The organism is Streptomyces sp. NBC_00045, from assembly GCF_045041095.1.
GTDB lineage: Bacteria > Actinomycetota > Actinomycetes > Streptomycetales > Streptomycetaceae > Streptomyces.
The window spans coordinates 7,570,795-7,587,856 of the sequence record NZ_CP108271.1 but is presented as its reverse complement, the minus strand read 5'-3'; the positions used below and the strand labels follow the sequence as shown (position 1 = coordinate 7,587,856).

The following is a 17,062-nucleotide window of genomic DNA, read 5'->3' as shown; positions in this document are numbered from 1 at the left end:
CGCCGCCCCGCCCAGGAGATCCGCGCCCTGCACTCAGCGGCGGCGCGGGCGGGTGCGCTTGACCTTCAGTGCCTCGAAGCGCGGTACGTCGCCCTCGCGGACCCGCTGCCAGGCCCGCCGGTAGAGGTCCGCGGCCGGCTCGTCCGGCACCAGGACGCCCAGGACCGGCCGCCCGCCGGGGGCCAGCCCGTACATCGGCAGCTTCCACCGTTCCACCGGCAGTACCGGCGAGGGCATGTCGGCCCAGCCGCCGGGCAGGAACAGGGAGCGTCCTGCGCGGGTCCGGGAGGCGGTCACCACGAGGTCGGTGGCGGCCAGTTCGGCGCGGGCCGCCTTCAGACGGGCCGGCTTCCAGCCCGTCCAGCGCGCCACGTTGCGGTCGGTGGGGTCGGGCATGGCGAGCAGGGCCAGGTACACGGTGGCGGCGTCCGCGCCCAGGCCGTGGGCCTCGCGGACCTCCGCCACCAGCTCGGGCACCGAGCGGCCGGGGTCCTGTGGCCACCACGTACCGTCCGCGTCCACGGCGGCGGTGGCCGGGGCTCCCGGGTCGGCGAGCAGGGCGGCGAAACGCGGGTCGTGGACGGCCCGCAGCGCCGTCTCCACTGCGGACGGCTGCTGGTCGTCGCCGCGCAGCGCCGGCAGGTACGGGTCGGAGCCGGTGGAGTCGAGCAGGGCCGTCTTCAGCGCGGGCTTGGGCCGGTCGTCGTGGGTCGCCATGACGACCGCGCCGTACCGCTCGTAGCCCTCGCCCGTCTCGGTCGGTGTGCCCGCGGCCTTCCGGAAGTCGGGGAGGCTGGTGTAGTGCCCGATGGTGAGGAGCAGTTCCGGTGCGGCGAGCCGCTGCCGTACGGCGGTCAGGGCGGGCGGCAGGGCGGCCCTCAGTGGGTCCCCGGCGGGCAGCCGGTGGGCCATCCAGGCCGTCAGGGTCAGCGCGCCGGTCAGGACGGCCGAGGTGAACGGCTCGGTGGCCGGTTCCCGGGGCTCGGCGTGGTCCCCCTTCACCTCCCAGGCGACGTCAGTGCCGAGCGGCCGGGATGCGGCCGGGTCGAGGACCGCGGCGAGGGCGCTGTGCGTGGACCAGCCGGTGCCGGCGGCGCGGGTGGCCTCGGCGAGCAGCCACTCGGGCACGGGCGTGCGACGGCCCACGCGGCCGTTCCACTCCTCTGCCGCGGCGGCCACGTCCGGGCCGTCGGTCCACAGTCGCGCCGGGTCGGCGGGCAGCAGCGCGGCGACGACCGCGCGGCGCACCTCGGCGTCGAGGCTCTTGAGCTCGGTCCGGGCGTGCTTCGCGTCGGCCGCCTTGACGCCGAGGGCGGTGCGCAGTTCGGCGGGCAGGAAGTGGTGCTGCCAGCTGTCGATGTGCGGCAGACCGGCCAGCAGCAGCCGTGCGAGGGTGCCGGAGACGCCGGTGAGGCGGGCGAACTCGTCGGCGGCTTCGGGGCGCAGTGGCGCCGGGCCGCGGTCGGCGGCCTCGGTCAGGAAGGCCGTGAGCCAGCCTGGGCCGCGCTCCCGGTCGCCGAGCGGGGCGTCGCCGCGCAGGGTGTAGGGGCCGGGGACGGCGAAGCGGCCGGCGGGGTCGTGGAGCAGCGCCCCGAACTCGTGGCCGTCGGGCACGGACGTGCCGTGCCCGGTGAGCGCGAGGACGGCTCCGCCGCCGAGCGGGAGCAGGCTGCGGTACGAGGTGTTGCGGTCGATGCCGTCGGGGGTGCTCAGGTGTCGCTGGTCGAGGTGGACCAACACGCGGCGCCAGCGGTCGGCGGAGTCCTCGGTGCAGGCCAGCCCGAGGGCGTCCACCTGGGCGAGCAGGGTACACAGGGCGGTCCGCTGCTCGTCGGTGGTACCGACGGCGACGGCCCGGTAGGCGATCGCCGCGGGCTGGTCCAGCATCGGCGTGAACGGGAGGGCGGAGTACGGCAGGGCGGGCAGGTCGAAGTGGAGCCGGCCGGGGACCGCGGCGGCGTCAGTGTCGGCGGACGCCCGGGCCAGCTCGTCCAGGTAGCGGTGGGTGGCGTCGGTCTGGGCGCCCCAGCGGTGGTACCCGGTTCCGACGAGGCCGTGCAGCGCTTCGGCGATCAGTTCGTCGGTGGGGCCTTCGGGCCGGTCGGCCGCCGCGCCCGTGTCCGGGTCCAGCCGGGCGGCGACCGCGTCCAGCTCCTTCTGCTGGGTGACGGCGAAGCGCAGCACTTCGACGATGCCGCCGATCAGCTGCTCCTGCGTGACCTGCGGCAGGGCCGCGGTGACCAGGCCGGGCAGGTCGGAGGCCTTCTCGGCCTGGGCGGCCGCCTTCAACAGGGTGCCGACGGTGTCGCGGTCGGCCGTGCGCAGGACGGCGGAGCCCTCCGGGTCGCGGGGGCGCAGGGCGTACCAGAAGGCGAGCGGCGGGAGGCTGACGCTGCCGGTGGCGAAGCCCTCGCCGCGGTCGCTGCGGGTCGTCGCGGTGACGGTGCCGTCGGGGTCGGCGATGCTGAGCTCGCGCCAGCGGACGGTCAGCCCGCGCGGCCGTTCGTCGCCGGGGAAGGCGAGTGCCGCGACGGGCATGTCGCCGCCTTCGGGCGTCCGGACGGTGCGTCCGGCGGCGTCGCAGCCCTGCCAGCCCTGGCCGGGGAGGCGTACGGCGTGCCAGCCGAGGAGCCCGCCGGCGGGCGTGCCGAGGGCCGAGCCTTCGACGGCGGGGGCGGGCCGGAGCCAGGCGGACTGCGCGGACAGGACCGCGTCGGAGGGGTGTGCGCGCAGGGCGTCGGCGAGGAAGGCGGGCTGGGAGTACCGGCCGCGCGCGCCGTCGGCCGGGGCGTATTCGCGCCAGCCGCCGTCGTGGTCCTGGTCGCGGTGCTGCCACACCCAGTACGAGGTGCCGTCGGACAGCAGGTCCTGCTCGGCGGGCAGGGCCGTGTCCCCGGCGTGCAGGACGCCGCCGCCGGTGGCGCGGCCGCCGTCGGGCAGGGGGAGGCTGATGTGGTCGGACCGCAGGGACCAGTAGGTGCGGTCCGAGCCGAGGGAGAAGACGTGGTCCGGCGCGGTGTGCCAGTAGCCCTGGACGTCGCCGGTGTTCCAGGAGGTCCAGAAGACGAGGAGGGCGCCGTCGACGTAGTGGAACCCGTACCGGTACGAGCCGCCGGTCGGCACCCGCAGGTCGTGGGTGAGCACGGTGGAGTCGGCGTCGATGACGCGGACCTGGACCGAGTTGGCGACGATGAGGTACGGCCAGGCCTCGACGAGGGTCAGGTTCCCGCGGCGCAGGGCCTTGCGGTCCGCGAGTTCGACGAGGGCGTCTTCGAACGCGGGCCAGGCGTACTCCTCGAAGAGGCCGGTGCGCAGGGTGCGGGCGAGGGTTTCGCCGAGGTCGGCGGCGGCCGCCGCGGCCACCTCGTCGCGGGCGAGTTCGAGGGCCTCGGCGGGCAGCCAGGTCAGCCGGCGGATGGCGTCGGGCAGGCCGGGCAGGCCTGCGGCGGTGGAGGCGCCGGCCACGTCGTGCATCCACTCGGTGAGCATCGGGCGCCCGCCGGGTGAGGCGGCGAGCAGGCGCACGGTGTCCACCGAGTCGCCGTCACCGCCGAGGCCGTACGCGGCGCGCCGGAAGGCGGGCCGGAAGCGCTGGTCGGCCGCGATGGCGAGCAGGTCCCGCCGCTGGTCGGAGCGCGCCCAGTCGGCCAGGTTCAGCTGGTCGTGGCGCCGGCGGGACCGGGGGTCGGGCTCGGGGTCGGTGACGGGGACGCCGAGGGAGAGCAGCAGGTCCAGCAGGTCGGCGTCCTCGACGCCCACCTTCAGGCCCGCTTCGCGGCCGGGCTCCGCGAGTTCGGCACGCAGCCGGTCGGCCGCGCGGGTGACCAGGTCGAGCAGGGCGGGCAGGGTGGGGCGCGAGCCCCAGCCGCTGTGCCGGGCGGCGTGGAAGCGTTCCAGCCATCCGGCGGTGCCGTCGGAGCAGCGCTGCTCGGCGGGCAGGCCGGCGTCGACGAGTCCGGCGGTGGCGCCGGATTCCTCCAGGACGCCCAGCCAGAGGGCGGTGAGTTCGCCGTCGCCGCCGGGCGGCATCAGGCCGAGCAGGGTGCCCCGTACTTCGGGGACCCGGCGGGCCAGTGCGATCAGGGCGCTGCGGTGGGCCTTCCACCAGCCGAACGCGGCGCGCAGGGTGGCGGGCAGCGGGAGCAGCTCGGCGAGGTAGTCCTGTTCGGCCTCGCTGCCGGTCAGGCCGGCGGCGCGGGCGAGGCGGCGCAGCTCGGTCGCGGCCTGCGCGGAGGGCGGCAGCCCGCCGGCGGTGCGGCGTACGCACAGGCGGCGGAAGCGCTCGTGGGCCTCGGCGGGGCTGACACGGGTGGACAGTTCCTTGGCGTAGCCGGTGAGGACCTTCACCGGGAGGGCGCCGACCAGGGCGAATTCGAGGAACACGGCGTCGAGGCGGTCCTCGTCGACGGCGAGGCCGTGCTGGGCCTCGCTGGTCCGGGCCCGGCCGAACAGCTGGGCGGCGTACGTGGTGTTCTCGACGGCGAGGAAGATGCGGGCGGCCTGCTCGTGGAAGACGGGCAGGAAGTGCGGGACGGAGGCGGCGAGCCGGCCGGCCAGTTCGAGGCAGGCGTCGAGGGCGGCCTTGGGCTTGGTCTTGGCCTGGCGGGCGAGCCGGTCGAGTTCGGGGACGACGGCGAGGGCGTGGTGTCCGTCCTGCGGGTGGTGCACGAGGACCCATTCGGGGAAGCCGAGCGCCTGGCGCTGGCCGAGGCCCACGACGGGCGGCTCGCCCTCGTCGCGCACGAGTCCCAGGAAGCCTGCGGCGAGGTCCTCTGCCGGACCCAGTTCGGCGGCGGCCAGCCGGACGACGACGCGGTCGTCGTCGAGGGCGGGGTGACGGTAGGTGCGGGCGGTCAGGTCGACGGCGGCGGGGCCCGCGCCCTGCGTGCCGGCGGGCAGCACGGCACCGGCCTTGAGCAGCAACTCGGCCTCGTGCGCGGTGTCGGTGGCCTTCGTGGTGGTCGTGGTGGTGCTCATCGCGCGTCCCCGCCCTCTTCGATCTTGCGCCCGGCGTACAGCGCCGCGGCCATTCGCATTCCCTCGGACCAGGCGACCGGTCCGACCTCGGTCAAAAGCACCGCCCGGCCGTCTTCGTCGTGCCAGCTCAGGGCGCCGGTCGTCGTCTCGTCCTCGTAGTAGGGCTCGCCTATCCAGACGGCCGCCTCCGTGCTCCGGCCGGTGTCGCGGACCTTGCAGGTCGCGTAGCCGCCGGAGACCCGGTAGCCGAGACCGGTCGCCCGGGCGGCCAGGCCGAAGCGGTTCGCGAAGACCCCGCCCGCGTAGTCCCGTACCTCGGTGGCGGTGGCAGCGAGCCCCTCGGGCTTCTGCCAGGTGGGCCGGTGGATCTGCTCGACGCGCTGGACGATGCCGAGTTCGGACGCGAAGTCCCGTACGTCGTCCAGGTCGGGCAGCAGCACCGGGTGCGGCAGGGTCACCGTGCGCGGGGAGAGCCGTACGGTCTCGCCGTCGAGGTTGACCACCTTCAGCTCACCGGATGCGGTGGCGTCCCGCAGGAAGCCCACCTCGTCGGGGTCCTCGCCGACGACGGCCATGTCGCGCAGCGCGCTCTGCCAAGCCTCGTCCGGCCAGACCTGCGCGAGCAGCGCCGTCGGCACGGGCAGCGAGGACACCATCCAGCCGTCCACCTGCGCGATGCAGGCGGCCTCGTGCCGGTCGAGCCACTCGGCCAGCCGGCGCAGCCGGTCCACCTCGGGACGGTCGCGCAGCGCCTTGGGCAGCGTCTTCAACTGCCGTCCCGCCGTACGGCCGGTCGCGGACCGCGCCGCCACCTTCCCTTCCACCAGGGCGATCTCGTACCCCTCGCCCGCCGCCAGCCATGCCATCAGTACGTGCCCCTCCGCCTGCCCGATCCGGTTGCGCGCAGCATCGACCAAGGGGTGAAGACCCCCTGAGCTGCGGTATGCGGGGAGACTAGCGAGAGCCACTGACAACGCCCCACGAGGGGGCCCGCCTCGACACCGGTGGGGGGCGCGGCCGGTTGGGTGTCCGATGTGACGTCCGGTTGAATGTCCGGTTCTGGGTAGTCTTTCCGCGACAATGTGCGGAGCCGGCGCGGGGTGGGTTCATGGGACGTCAGATACGTGTACGCGGTGCGGTCCTGGCGGCCTCGCTGCTGCTGGCCGTGGCCGGGTGCTCGGGAACCGGTACGGCCGGCAAGGACGCGAAGCCGTCGGCGCCACCGGGCCCGGCCGGCGCGTCGCACTCCGCTCCCGGGGGCGGGGACGCCAAACCGGCTGCCGGGGACGTGCTGCCCGGCATGGTGACCGTCCAGGCGGCCCGTACCCAGCTGGCCGCACTGAAGGTCGCACAGCCCGGCACCATGGCCGGTTACAGCCGGGCCAAGTTCACGCACTGGGCCGAGCAGGGCGCCAAGTGCGACACCCGCGAGGTCGTCCTCAAGCGTGACGGGAAGGACGTCGCCCAGGACTCCGAGTGCAAGGCGGTCTCCGGCACCTGGAAGAGCCTGTACGACGGCGCGGTGGTCACCGACGCCTCGAAGATGGACATCGACCACATCGTGCCCCTCGCGGAGGGCTGGCGCTCGGGTGCGGCCGACTGGGACGCCGCGCGGCGCAAGGCCTTCGCCAACGACCTCACCCACCCCCAGCTGCTGTCGGTGACGGCGGCCACGAACCGGTCCAAGGGCGACCAGAGCCCCGACCTGTGGCAGCCGCCGGACAAGGCGAGCTGGTGCCAGTACGGGCGGGCCTGGACCACCGTGAAGTCCACCTACGGCCTGACCGTCACCGAACCGGAGAAGAAGATGCTCGGGACGATGCTGGACACGTGCACGACATGACCGGACGCCAGCAGTGGCAGGACGACGTACTCGCCGGGCCCGGCGGGGCGATGACCGACGAAGTCGGCGTCGTCACGGGCCCGCTGACCGTCCGGACGAAGGTGGCCGCGGGCGGCCACTCGGTCTGGATCGAGGTCCAGTACAAGGACGCGGAGGAGTGGTACGTGCTGACCGGCAGCCCGGTCCCGCACCACGGCGACCCGGCGGCCGTCCACGCCGCCGCGCTCGCCGCGGTCCGCGCGGGCCACGCCGCACGGGCCCCGGGTACGGCCCCCGGCCCCGGCTGAGCCGGAGACCGGGAGCCGGAGACCGGGAACCGGTGGCCGGTGGCCGGTGGCCGGTGGCCGGTGGCCGGTGGCCGGGCAAGCGTGAGTACGGGCCGAGGTCAGGCCTCGTACTCCGTCAGGTCGATGCTGTACACCTGGAGCAGGTGGCCGTGCTCCGGGTCCGTCGTGTCGAGGTCCGCCACCATGCCGAGCTTGCGGATCACGTTCTCGGACTCCTCGTGGCCCGACCGGTTGACCGCGATCACCCGGTCGAGTCCGCGGTCCTGGAGGGCGAACTCCAAGGTGGCCTGCGCGGCCTCGGAGGCGTAGCCCTGGCCCCAGTACTGCCGACCGAGCCGCCAGCTGATCGCCACGAAATCCCGCACTTCCTGCGGGGACTGCGCCACGGTCAGCCCGACCGCCCCGATCAGCTCGCCCGACGCGAGCAGCTCGACGGCGAAGACGCCGAAGCCCTCGTCGTCCCACTCCTCCTCCCAGCGCTCGATCTCCTCGGCGGCACCGTCGATGTCGAGGGTCGAGCCGTCACCGATCCAGCGCATCACGTCCGGGTCGGCGTTGATCTCCGACAGGGGGACGAGGTCGTCGTCGGTCCAGCGGCGGAGGAGGAGTCGGGGCGTGCGGATCTCGGTCATGCCCCCATCCTGCCGAACACCGCCGACCAGGGGTAATCGGGCCGGGTCACGGGGTGTGGAAGCGGACCTCCGGCGCGTCGCGGCCCGGGCCGTCCAGCAGCGGCTGCGGCACGCCCTTCAGGTGCTGGTCGAAGAAGGCGCCGACGTAGCGCCGGGTCAGGTCGACCGAACGCGCACCCGGCAGCGGCGACGACCTCGGCAGCCCCAGCTGGTCGCTCATGGTGGGCCAGTCGGTGAAGGTGAAGTGGTTCGAGTCGTCGAAGGTGATCCAGCGCTTCCAGCCGTCGAGCCGCTTCCAGTTGGGGTCCCAGCCGTACTCGTCGGTGCCGGTGTTGCCGGGGCGGGATTCCTGCGAACCGAGCAGCATGACGGGCCGGCCGCCGAGCCCACCCGCCGGCACCGGCGAGAACAACCCGCCGTCCATGTCGATCCCGGCGCGGATCCGCGGGTCGGCCGCCATGGCGGCGACCGCGGCCGAGCCGCCGATGGAGTGCCCGGCCATCGCGATCCGCTTCGGGTCGATGAGGTCGGCGTTGCGCCAGGCCGGGTGGCGGCCGGTGAGCCGGTCCAGCAGGAAGGACACGTCACGGGCCCGGTTGTCGGTGACCTGGGTGCGGCCCTCCGGGCTGCCGGCCTTCTCGCACGCCAGGCAGGTCAGCACGCGGCCGCCGGGGAAAGCCGTCCCGGAGGTCTCGTACGCGTGGTCCACGGCGGCGACCACGTAGCCGCGGGAGGCGAGATCCTCGGCGAGGGAGGTCAGGGTGGCGCGCGGGACGGTGAATCCGGGCGACATGACGATCAGCGGGTACCGGCCGGCCACCGGACGGGCGTCGGAGCGGGCGTAGGCCTTGGTGCCGGTCAGGCTCTCGACCGCGACGGCCTGCTCCAGCCCCCGGTCGGCGAGCAGCAGCCGGGCCTCCTCGGCCGTGAGCCAGGGGCGCACCGGGCCGCCGGTGCCACGCTGGGCCGGGTAGCGCATGGTCACCATCAGCTCGCGCGGACCGGACCCCGCCCACGGGTCGGTCCGGCTGCGGTCCACCAGGTGCAGGGTCTCTTGGCCGACCGAGAACCTTCCCGTGGGGCGCGGGAGTTCCGGCAGCACCACGCCGGTGTCCGCGGCGGAGACGGCGGGCGGCGGGGCGGCCGCGGCAGTGCCGGCGACGGCGAGCGGCAGGGGCAGTAGCAGGGCGAGTAAGGCGACGGAGGCAGTGGCTCGCATTCGGTTCATGTGGTCGAACCTAAGCGGGCGCCGAGGGGTGATCATCACCTCGCAGGAGGAAGCGGCCCTCCTCCGGAGGGAGGTCGGCCGTGGCCGCGTCGCCCTCCGGAAGGAGATGGCCGTCTCAGGACACGGTGATCGCGTCCAGTTTCGCCCGCAGGTACGTGTGGGAGTCCACGGGCTCGTGCACCACCCGGCCGACCGGCGCCGGCAGCGACTCGACCCGGGTGTGCGCGTCGCACTCGTAGAAGTAGACGAGCGAGACGAGTTCCTCGCCCGGAGCGTCGGCGGGCGGCGGCAGCACCCGGTGGCGGCCCGCGCGCCAGCGGTCCCCCGTCCAGCGGGCCATCAGGTCGCCGATGTTGACGGTGAGCGCGGCCGGATCGTACGGGGCGTCCTGCCAGCCGTCGGCGTCGGTGTGGATCTGGAGCCCGCCCGAGCCCTGCTGGCGGTCGAGGACCGTGACCGTGCCGAAGTCCGTGTGCGCGCCGATGCGGAACTGGCCGGGCAGGGGCTCGCCGAGCACTTCGGTGCCCGGGTACCAGTTGAGGTTGAACCCCCAGGTGGGGTGTCCGGTGTGGCGGGTGAAGTGGTCCGCGGCGAGGCCGAGGGCGGTGGCGAGGAGTTCCAGCAGCTCGTCGGACAGGGCCCGCATCCGGGCGAGGTACTCGACGACCAGCGGCCGCAGCGCGGGCACCTCGGCCGGCCAGGTGTTCGGGCGGAACCATTCGGCGTCCACGGCCGGGTCCCCGGTGGGGACGTCCGCGGCGAAGGACCAGGACTCCTTGAGGTCGGGCGGCGATGCGGCCCCCTCCGCGTAGCTGTTGGCCTCGGCGCCGGGGCCGAGCCAGCCGCGGCCGCCGACCGCGACCGCGTACGGCTGCTTGGCCTTCGCCGGCAGCCGGAAGAGCTCCTTGGCGGCCTCCCGGATCCGCGCGGGCAGCCGCGGGTCCACGCCGTGCCCGGTGACCAGCAGGAACCCGGCGGCCCGAAGGGCCTCGTCGACGCGGGCGGCGGTCCGCTCCCGCGTGTCGGGGTCGCCGGAGCGCCACGGCCCGAGGTCGATCACGGGGACCCGGGAGCGGGCGGGAGCGGAGTCCGCGGGACCGGCTGCGGCCGGGGAATCCGCGGAGCGCGGCGAACCGTCACGGCCCGGCGAAGCGGTGGAACCCGGGGGACGAGCAGAGCTCGGGGGATCAGTGGAACTCGCCATCGGGACCTGCCTTCCACGCCGGTGTCGGGCTTCCGCTCCCGAGGCTATCGCCCCGCGCTCCCGCCGGGCCCCGTGGACGCACCGGCTCCAGCCCGCTGCACGGTGGCGAGTACGCGACGTACGGGAGGTGCGCGGACCACTGGGCGCGGGTGATCCGGGGGCCGGTGTGCGCGCACGCCCCGGAGCTGACGCTCGCACCCGGTCGGTCCCCGCCAGCCGGACGGTGGTGTCGAAGCCGCCCGAGGCCAGTACCGCGCCGCCGGGGCTCTAGGCGACCGAGCTGACGGCGGTGAGGTGGCCGGTGAGCGTGGCGAGCAGGCCGGGGCGGCTACTGCCGGCGCCCCGGCCCGGGCCTCCCGGGTGCCGTCAGGCCCGGGCCGGGGCCGGCAGGGTGTAGCGGGCCAGGCCGCCTTCGGTCGAGCCCGTCCGCACGAATCCGGCCCGGCCGACGACGCCGTGGGAGGGCGCGTTGTCCTCGTCGACCGAGGCGTGCAGCGCGGTCACGCCGGGCTGCCCGAAGGCCCAGGCCGTCAGTCCGTTCAGCGCGTCGGTGGCGTAGCCGTTGCCGCGGGCCGACGGCACGAGGTCGTATCCGACCTCGGCGTGCCCGTCGGCGTCGGGCGCGCCGTGGAATCCTATGCCGCCGATCGCGCGCCGGTCCTGCGTACGGACGATGGCGTACGCGCCCCACCCCGGGCGGTGCGTGCCCTCCTCCCGTGCCTCGGCCACCATTGCGGCGGCGGCCCGGGTGCCCTCGCCGGGGCCGTCCTCGGCCCAGGCGAAGCCTCCGGTGCCGCCCGCCTGGAGATCGGCGGCGAGGTTCGGGGAGATCTCGCAGAGCACGACGCGGTCGGCGGCCGGGGGTTCGTTGTACCAGCGCCAGGCCCGGCGGCGGGGCAGACCCGGGAGTTCGGTCCGGCCGGACACCCACAGCAGGGACTGCCAGGGGGCGGCGGCGCGCGGGGCGTGCGGGAAGAGCCGGTCGAGGACCTGCTCGCAGAGGTCCGCGTCGGGTTCCCAGCCGTGGACGCCGAGGCCGCCCAGGATGTCGTGGGTGTGCAACAGCGTCTCGACGACGCCCATCGCCGCGAATCCGTCCGGGCCGGCCATGCCGCACGGATGCCAGGCCCGCACTCCGGGGCGGGCCACGGCCACGGCGGCGCACAGCAGTCCTCCGGTGGCCTCGATGACCTCGATCAGGCCGGAGGGGTCGGTGCCGGGGTCGGCGCTGATCTCGAACGGGACGTATGCGCCGGTCGCGCGCCCGGTGAGCTGGGCGGCGTACGCGGTGAAGTCACCCGCCACGTGGACGGCGGTGTCGTAACAGCTCCACTCCAGGTCGGCGGCGGGGGCGGACCAGTCGAGGTGCGCCACGTCCCGCAGCGCCCGTGCGGTGAGGGATACGGATCGTTCTACGGCGTCGGAGCCCATGATCGTCATGCGCGGCACCCTAGGTCCGCATCCCGCGCCCGGACCACCGGATATCGGCCGCGTCAGCGGAGCGGTCAGAGGCCGGCGGCCGGGAGCGGGCCGCCGCAGTGGGCGCAGGACCGGGCGGACGGTTCGTCGGCGAGCCGTCCGCAGTCGGGGCATACCAGGTGGAGCAGGCAGGCCGGCTCTCCGCCTTCGGCGGAGGGTACGAAAGTCGATGCGAGGGTGGGTGCGGGGGCGGCCGGCGGGCCGTGGTCCGCCGGTGGCTCCGTGTCCTGGGAGTACTTCGTCATGGCCGTCCTTCCGGTACCCGTGTCCCTCCCCCGGGACGGGCGCGCCACACCTGACGGATAAGCTCGTGGTCGGTCTGCGTCGGCCGTACCCGGGACAGGCGCGAGGCCGAGGCGGCGGTTGATCACCCCGCTTCGTGTCGCCCCGACCGCACCCGCCCTGCCGTCCTGCCCCGGAAATCGCACATGAGCACCGCTTTGCAGCCCCCGTCCGCCCCCGCGCAGCCCGCCGCTCCGCAGCCCGCCCCCGCTCCGTCCGGCGCCGCGGCCCCCGCCCCCGAGTCGCCCCGGCCCCGGTTCGCCGTCGGCCGGGCTCCCGCGCGCCCCACGCCCGCGGCCGCCTTCCACAGCATCAGCGCCGTGACGTCGGTCCTGCTGGGGCTCGTCGGGATCGGGGCGATGATCCACGAGCCGGTGCTCATACCGCCGCTGGCCGCCAGCGCCGCCCTGGTGCACAGCGCCCCCGCCCTGCCGCTGGCCCAGCCGCGCAGTGTGGTCGTGGGCCATCTTCTGGGCGCCGCCGTCGGCTACGGCGTCCTCGCTGCCGCCGGCGGCAGCGCCTGGGCGGCGGCCGTCGCGGCCGGGGTCACGCTCGCGCTGCTGATGGCCGCGCGCACCCCGCACTCCGCCGCCTGCGCCACCGCCGTGGTGGTCGTGCTCCAGAACCCGGCCCCGGACCGGTTCGTCCCCCTGCTGTTCGGCGCGACGGTGCTGCTCGTCCTGACCGGGTACGCCGCCTCGCGCGTGCGGCGCAAGGCTCCGAAGTATCCCGCCTACTGGTGGTGACCGCTCCGGCCGCGCGCCGCGCGTCCGGCCGATGAATCCACTCCGCTGCGGGAGTCTTGGTTACCGAGGGGTCGGCCGGGTCGGCCGGTCCCGATTCGGGAGAGGCATCGGGAGAGGTGGAGTGATGACCGGCCTGCGCGACATCCTGGAACGGCACGTGAGCAGCGGATCGCTGCCGGGGGCGGTGGGCCTGGTGGCCCGCGGCGACCGGGTGGAGGTCGAGGCCGTCGGCTCGGCCGACGCCGAGGGCACGGCCCCGATGGTCCGGGATTCGATCTTCCGTTTCGCCTCGCTCACCAAACCCGTCACCGCGGCGGCGGTGATGATGCTCGTGGAGGAGGGCCGGCTGGCCCTGACCGACGCGGTCGCCCCGTGGCTGCCGGAGGTGGCCTCGCCCGTCGTCGTCCGTACGCCCGCGAGCCCGGTCGACGACGTGGTGCCGGCGGACCGCCTGATCACCGTGTCCGACCTGCTCACGTTCCGCGCCGGGTACGGGTTCCCGTCCGACTTCTCGCTGCCCGCGGTCGGCCTGCTGTTCAGCGAGCTCAAGCAAGGGCCGCCGCAGCCGCAGCAGGTCGCGGCTCCGGACGCCTGGATGAAGGCGCTGTCGCGCATTCCGCTGCTGTACCAGCCGGGCGAGGCCTGGCTGTACAACACCTGCTCCGACATCCTCGGCGTACTGATCGCCCGGGTCACGGGGCAGTCGCTGCCCGAGTTCCTGGCCGAGCGGATCTTCGAGCCGCTGGGCATGGCGGACACCGGGTTCGCCGTCCCGGCCGGGGACCTGGGCCGGTTCACGACCCTCTACCGCGGGGGCGACGGCGGCCTCGAACCGGTCGACGCGCCCCACGGGCAGTGGAGCAGCGTCCCGGCCTTCCCCTCCGGCGCCGGCGGCCTGGTCGGGACCGCCGACGACTGGTACGCGTTCGCCCGGATGCTGCTCGCGGAGGGGGCGCTGGACGGGGACCGCGGTCGGCTCCTGTCGGCCGGGTCGGTGCGGATGATGACCACCGACTGGCTGACCCCGGCCCAGCGGGCCGGGGCCGAGCTGTTCCTGGAGGGCCAGGGTTGGGGGTTCGGCGGGTCGGTGGACGTCACGCAGAGCGATCCGTGGAACGTGCCCGGCAGGTACGGCTGGGTCGGCGGTACCGGGACCGCCGCCCACGTCACCCCGGCCACCGGCGCCGTCTCGGTCCTGCTCACCCAGCTGGAGATGACCGGTCCGACCCCGCCCGCCACGACGCGAGAGTTCTGGACGTACGCGGCCGGCGCCTGAGCCTCCGGAGGACCGGGAACTACAGACGGACGCTCCAGTCGACCGTGGTCTTCAGGCTGCGGGCGATCTGCGGGTCGCGGACCGAGGGCGTACGGTCCTCGGCCGTGACCGACAGCTTGTGCGTGCGCAGGTCGAAGAGCCACAGCTCGGCTACGGCGACCTCGGACCGGCCGGCGAACCGCTTCAGCTCCCGGCCGTCCAGGTACCAGCGGACGTCCGGCTGCCGGCCGTCCGCACCGGCCAGCCGCGGTACGGAGACCTTCGCCGTGTTGCGCAGCCGCAGGGTGCGGCCGGTCGGGGTGAGCGGTGTGGCGATCTTCGCGTGCTGGTAGAAGCCGGCGATCATCGCCTCGGTGCCGGGCAGGTTGAAGGGCTTGCCCAGCACGCGCATGATCGAAGCGTCGGTGGGCCGGTACAGGCCGGTGACGTAGTAGCCGCCGCCCTCGTATGCGCCGACCGTGCCGCCGTCGGGCGACTGCGCACCGAGCCAGCGGTACCACTTGGCGTGCTCGGCGGCCATCCGGTCGGCGGGCAGCGTGGAGGTGTTGGAGTCGGCGGGCTCGGGGCCCTCGTACTTCTCGTAGCCCGGGGTGTCGGGGTAGAAGTACTCGTCGGCGAGCTTGCCCAGGGAGTGGCCGGTCTCGTGGATGGCGACCTGGCCGGACTTCGCGTTGCCCGCGGAGGCGGTGGATATCCCCTCGTAGCCGAGGGTGGCGCTGGGCTCGTTGTAGCCGGCGCCGCCGTACTTGGCGCTGTTGGCGAGGACGAGGACCAGGTCGGCCGCCGGCGCCTTCGCGACGTACGAGTCCACCTTCGGCTGGTCTATGCAGAGCAGGCGTTCGATGTCCTCGCACCAGAAGTACGAACCGAGGGCGGTGTCGCGGACGGTGGCCGGCGTGGGGTCGCCGGAGACGCCCGAATCGTGGGAGACGGCGTCGACGGTCCACACGTTGAAGAGGTTGCGGTACGTGGAGTACGGCTCGACGGCGGTGATCTCGGCCCATTTGGCGCGCGCGTCCGCGTGGAAACGGTCCTGCTCGTCGGCGGTGTAGCCGTCGCCGACGACGACGATGTCGAGACGGTCGGCGGTCGGGCCGTTGTCGACCATCTTGGCGACCTCGCCGTCGGCCGCCCGTTCGGCTTCGGACAGCTGCGGGGGCTCCTTGGCCCGCCCGGCGGCGGGGACGCGGGTGTGGCCGGATCCGGCGGCCGTGCCGTGCTCCGGCCCGGGTATCTCCACCTCGGTCCCGGTCCCGGTCTTGGCCGGGGCCGGTGAGGGGACCGGCGGTGGCGCCGCGGCCGCCGCGGCGAGGGGGCCCGCGGCCAGCAGCAGGGCCGTCGTGCAGACCGCGGCGAAGGTGGCGCGCAGCGTCGGGCGGAGGGACGCGTCCATGAAGTTTCTCCCCGTTAAACGGCGTGATAAGTGCGCTGAATCGGTTGCTTAAACTAGGGGGCGCACGGGACGTGCGCAATGGCCTACCGCCCATGCACCATGGGGAGTTGGAACAACGAGGGGGTCTACATGGACGAACCGGCTGAGATCGGCCGCAGGGTTCAGCGCATGCGCGCCGAACGCGGGCTGACACAGCGGGCGTTGGCGGAGCCCTCCTACACTTCCGCCTACATCTCGACGCTGGAGTCGGGCAAGGTCCGGCCCTCGGAGACGGCGCTGCGCTTCCTCGCGGAGCGGCTCGGCACCTCGTACGAGGAACTGACCACCGGGCGTCCCGCCCATCTGGCCACCGAGCTACGACTGGCCCTCACCGACGCGCAGCAGACGCTGGCGGCCGGCGCCGCGGCCGAGGCCGCCGTCCGCTACCGGCGGCTCCTGACGGACGCGGAACGGCACGGCCTCGACGCCGAGCGCGCGGAGGCGCTGCTGGGCCTCGGCGACTGCGCCCTGGAGGCGGGTGAACTGCCGGACGCCATCGGGCACTTCGAGGCGGCCGAGCGGCTGCTGGCGGACGAGCCGCTGCCGCGCCGGGCCCGCCCGATCCGCGGGCGGGCCGTCGCCCACCTGCTCGCAGGGGAGCTCCGGTACGCCTGCTACCTGCTCGAATCGACCATTGACGAGCTGAACGCGAACGGGCTGGCCGATCCCGAGGCGCTCGTGCTGCTCTACGCCGCGGTGATCGGTCCGTACATCGACATGGGCGCCCATGCGCGGGCCGCGCACGCCGCAGAGCTGGCCCTGGCGCTGGCCCCGCAGGTGGCCGATCCGGCGCTGGTGGCGGGGATGCACCGGCAGGTCGCGCGTACGTTCCTCACTGCGGGCCGGCCGGCCGACGCGGATGCCTCCCTCGCCAAGGCCCAGGCGATCTACCGGCAGCTGCGGCTGCGGACCGACCTGGCGCACTGCCACTGGATGCGCGGGTACGTACAGGCGCAGAACGGCGATCTCGGCGCGGCGGAGGCGGAGTTGCGCACGGCCAGGGACATGCTCTCCGCGCGGCACGCGGCCCTTTACACGGCGCAGGTCGAGGTGGAACTCGCCGATGTGCTGCGCCGGCTGGGCCGCTGCGAGGAGGCCGCCGAGCTGCTGTCCGGGCTGCTCGAACTCGGCGACAGCCACGGCGCCGTGCACGCGGGCGGCGCGCACCGGCTGCTCGGCCTGATGGCTGAGGAGCGCGGGGAGGTCGAGTCCGCCGAGGAACACTACGTGCAGGCGCTGACCCTGCTGGAACGCAGTGGGGCGAGCGGTGACCTGGCGGACCTGTGCCGACTGTTGGGTGATCTGCTGCGGCGCACGGGCCGGATCGAGGCTGCGCTGGACGCCTACCGAACGGGCCTGGGCCACCGCGCGGCGCCGGGCACGACCACGCTGGGCCCGGCACCCGCTTCACCGCTGCGGAAATAATACAAGAATGTCTCATTCGAGGCAGAAAGGTCTTATTTCTGGGATCCACGTACGCTGTTCACTTCGACCCGTCCACCCCGAACGGAGCCCCCTGTGCCGGACACGAACGAGAAGTGGAAGGAGAAGGGCGTCGCGCTGCGCGCGTCCTTCTACATCTTCGGGACGCACGTGTTCGCCGGATTCGTCTGGCTGCTGTTCTACCTGGGCGAGCACGCCAAGAAGTGAGGCCCGGAGACTGCGGCCCCGGAAAA

The 17,062-nt window shown here is 74.4% G+C and carries 14 protein-coding genes; 6 read left to right on the top strand and 8 right to left on the bottom strand.

Going from position 1 to position 17,062, the window contains the following annotated elements; translation table 11 throughout:
• Positions 1–33: 33 nt before the first annotated feature.
• Together OHA65_RS35005 and OHA65_RS35000 are read right to left on the bottom strand one after the other, a co-directional pair.
• Entirely contained in the window at positions 34–4,977 is a 4,944-nt protein-coding gene (locus tag OHA65_RS35005) for a DNA-binding protein (protein WP_329315543.1), read from the bottom strand.
• The gene (locus OHA65_RS35000; protein ID WP_327285899.1) at positions 4,974–5,843 is read right to left on the bottom strand and encodes a DUF4132 domain-containing protein; all 870 of its coding nucleotides are present in this window, start codon (positions 5,841–5,843) and stop codon (positions 4,974–4,976) included. The genes OHA65_RS35005 and OHA65_RS35000 overlap by 4 nt, the downstream gene beginning before the upstream one ends.
• Before the next feature lie 242 nt (positions 5,844–6,085).
• On the opposite strand from OHA65_RS35000, the gene OHA65_RS34995 reads away from it, so the two are divergent.
• Together OHA65_RS34995 and OHA65_RS34990 are read left to right on the top strand one after the other, a co-directional pair.
• Complete coding sequence (locus OHA65_RS34995) at positions 6,086–6,820, top strand: HNH endonuclease family protein (RefSeq protein WP_327280139.1); 735 nt, start codon at positions 6,086–6,088, stop codon at positions 6,818–6,820.
• Positions 6,817–7,107, top strand: coding sequence for a hypothetical protein (locus tag OHA65_RS34990; RefSeq protein WP_329316505.1), 291 nt, complete (start codon positions 6,817–6,819; stop codon positions 7,105–7,107). The genes OHA65_RS34995 and OHA65_RS34990 overlap by 4 nt, the downstream gene beginning before the upstream one ends.
• 98 nt (positions 7,108–7,205) lie before the next feature.
• Here the strand turns inward: OHA65_RS34990 and OHA65_RS34985 are convergent, their stop codons facing one another.
• The 5 genes from OHA65_RS34985 to OHA65_RS34965 all read right to left on the bottom strand — a co-directional run bounded on the left by OHA65_RS34985 (position 7,206) and on the right by OHA65_RS34965 (position 11,895).
• On the bottom strand, positions 7,206–7,739 hold the full coding sequence (locus OHA65_RS34985) for a GNAT family N-acetyltransferase (protein ID WP_327280138.1): 534 nt from the start codon (positions 7,737–7,739) through the stop codon (positions 7,206–7,208).
• Between the two features lie 46 nt (positions 7,740–7,785).
• Positions 7,786–8,967 carry an alpha/beta hydrolase gene (locus tag OHA65_RS34980; RefSeq protein WP_329315541.1) on the bottom strand — a complete coding sequence of 394 codons (1,182 nt, stop codon included), beginning with the start codon at positions 8,965–8,967 and terminating at the stop codon, positions 7,786–7,788.
• A 115-nt stretch (positions 8,968–9,082) separates the two neighbouring features.
• The gene (locus tag OHA65_RS34975; RefSeq protein ID WP_405758442.1) at positions 9,083–10,027 is read right to left on the bottom strand and encodes an isopenicillin N synthase family dioxygenase; all 945 of its coding nucleotides are present in this window, start codon (positions 10,025–10,027) and stop codon (positions 9,083–9,085) included.
• A 510-nt stretch (positions 10,028–10,537) separates the two neighbouring features.
• Positions 10,538–11,611, bottom strand: a complete 1,074-nt coding sequence (locus OHA65_RS34970) for a GNAT family N-acetyltransferase (protein ID WP_329315539.1) — start codon at positions 11,609–11,611, stop codon at positions 10,538–10,540.
• Positions 11,612–11,676: 65 nt separating this feature from the next.
• Positions 11,677–11,895, bottom strand: coding sequence for a hypothetical protein (locus OHA65_RS34965; protein ID WP_329315537.1), 219 nt, complete (start codon positions 11,893–11,895; stop codon positions 11,677–11,679).
• A gap of 183 nt (positions 11,896–12,078) precedes the next feature.
• Between OHA65_RS34965 and OHA65_RS34960 the strand changes: the two genes are divergently transcribed.
• Together OHA65_RS34960 and OHA65_RS34955 are read left to right on the top strand one after the other, a co-directional pair.
• Entirely contained in the window at positions 12,079–12,678 is a 600-nt protein-coding gene (locus OHA65_RS34960) for an HPP family protein (protein WP_329315535.1), read from the top strand.
• Positions 12,679–12,802: 124 nt separating this feature from the next.
• Entirely contained in the window at positions 12,803–13,954 is a 1,152-nt protein-coding gene (locus OHA65_RS34955; protein WP_329315533.1) for a serine hydrolase domain-containing protein, read from the top strand.
• Between the two features lie 19 nt (positions 13,955–13,973).
• On the opposite strand, the gene OHA65_RS34950 is transcribed toward OHA65_RS34955, so the two are convergent.
• Positions 13,974–15,347 (bottom strand): M64 family metallopeptidase, encoded by a 1,374-nt coding sequence (locus OHA65_RS34950; RefSeq protein ID WP_405763229.1) that lies wholly within the window; start codon positions 15,345–15,347, stop codon positions 13,974–13,976.
• A gap of 129 nt (positions 15,348–15,476) precedes the next feature.
• On the opposite strand from OHA65_RS34950, the gene OHA65_RS34945 reads away from it, so the two are divergent.
• Both OHA65_RS34945 and OHA65_RS34940 read left to right on the top strand, forming a co-directional pair.
• The gene (locus OHA65_RS34945; RefSeq protein WP_328764657.1) at positions 15,477–16,811 is read left to right on the top strand and encodes a tetratricopeptide repeat protein; all 1,335 of its coding nucleotides are present in this window, start codon (positions 15,477–15,479) and stop codon (positions 16,809–16,811) included.
• A gap of 93 nt (positions 16,812–16,904) precedes the next feature.
• Positions 16,905–17,036 carry a DUF6126 family protein gene (locus tag OHA65_RS34940; RefSeq protein WP_327280130.1) on the top strand — a complete coding sequence of 44 codons (132 nt, stop codon included), beginning with the start codon at positions 16,905–16,907 and terminating at the stop codon, positions 17,034–17,036.
• The last annotated feature ends 26 nt before the right edge of the window (positions 17,037–17,062 follow it).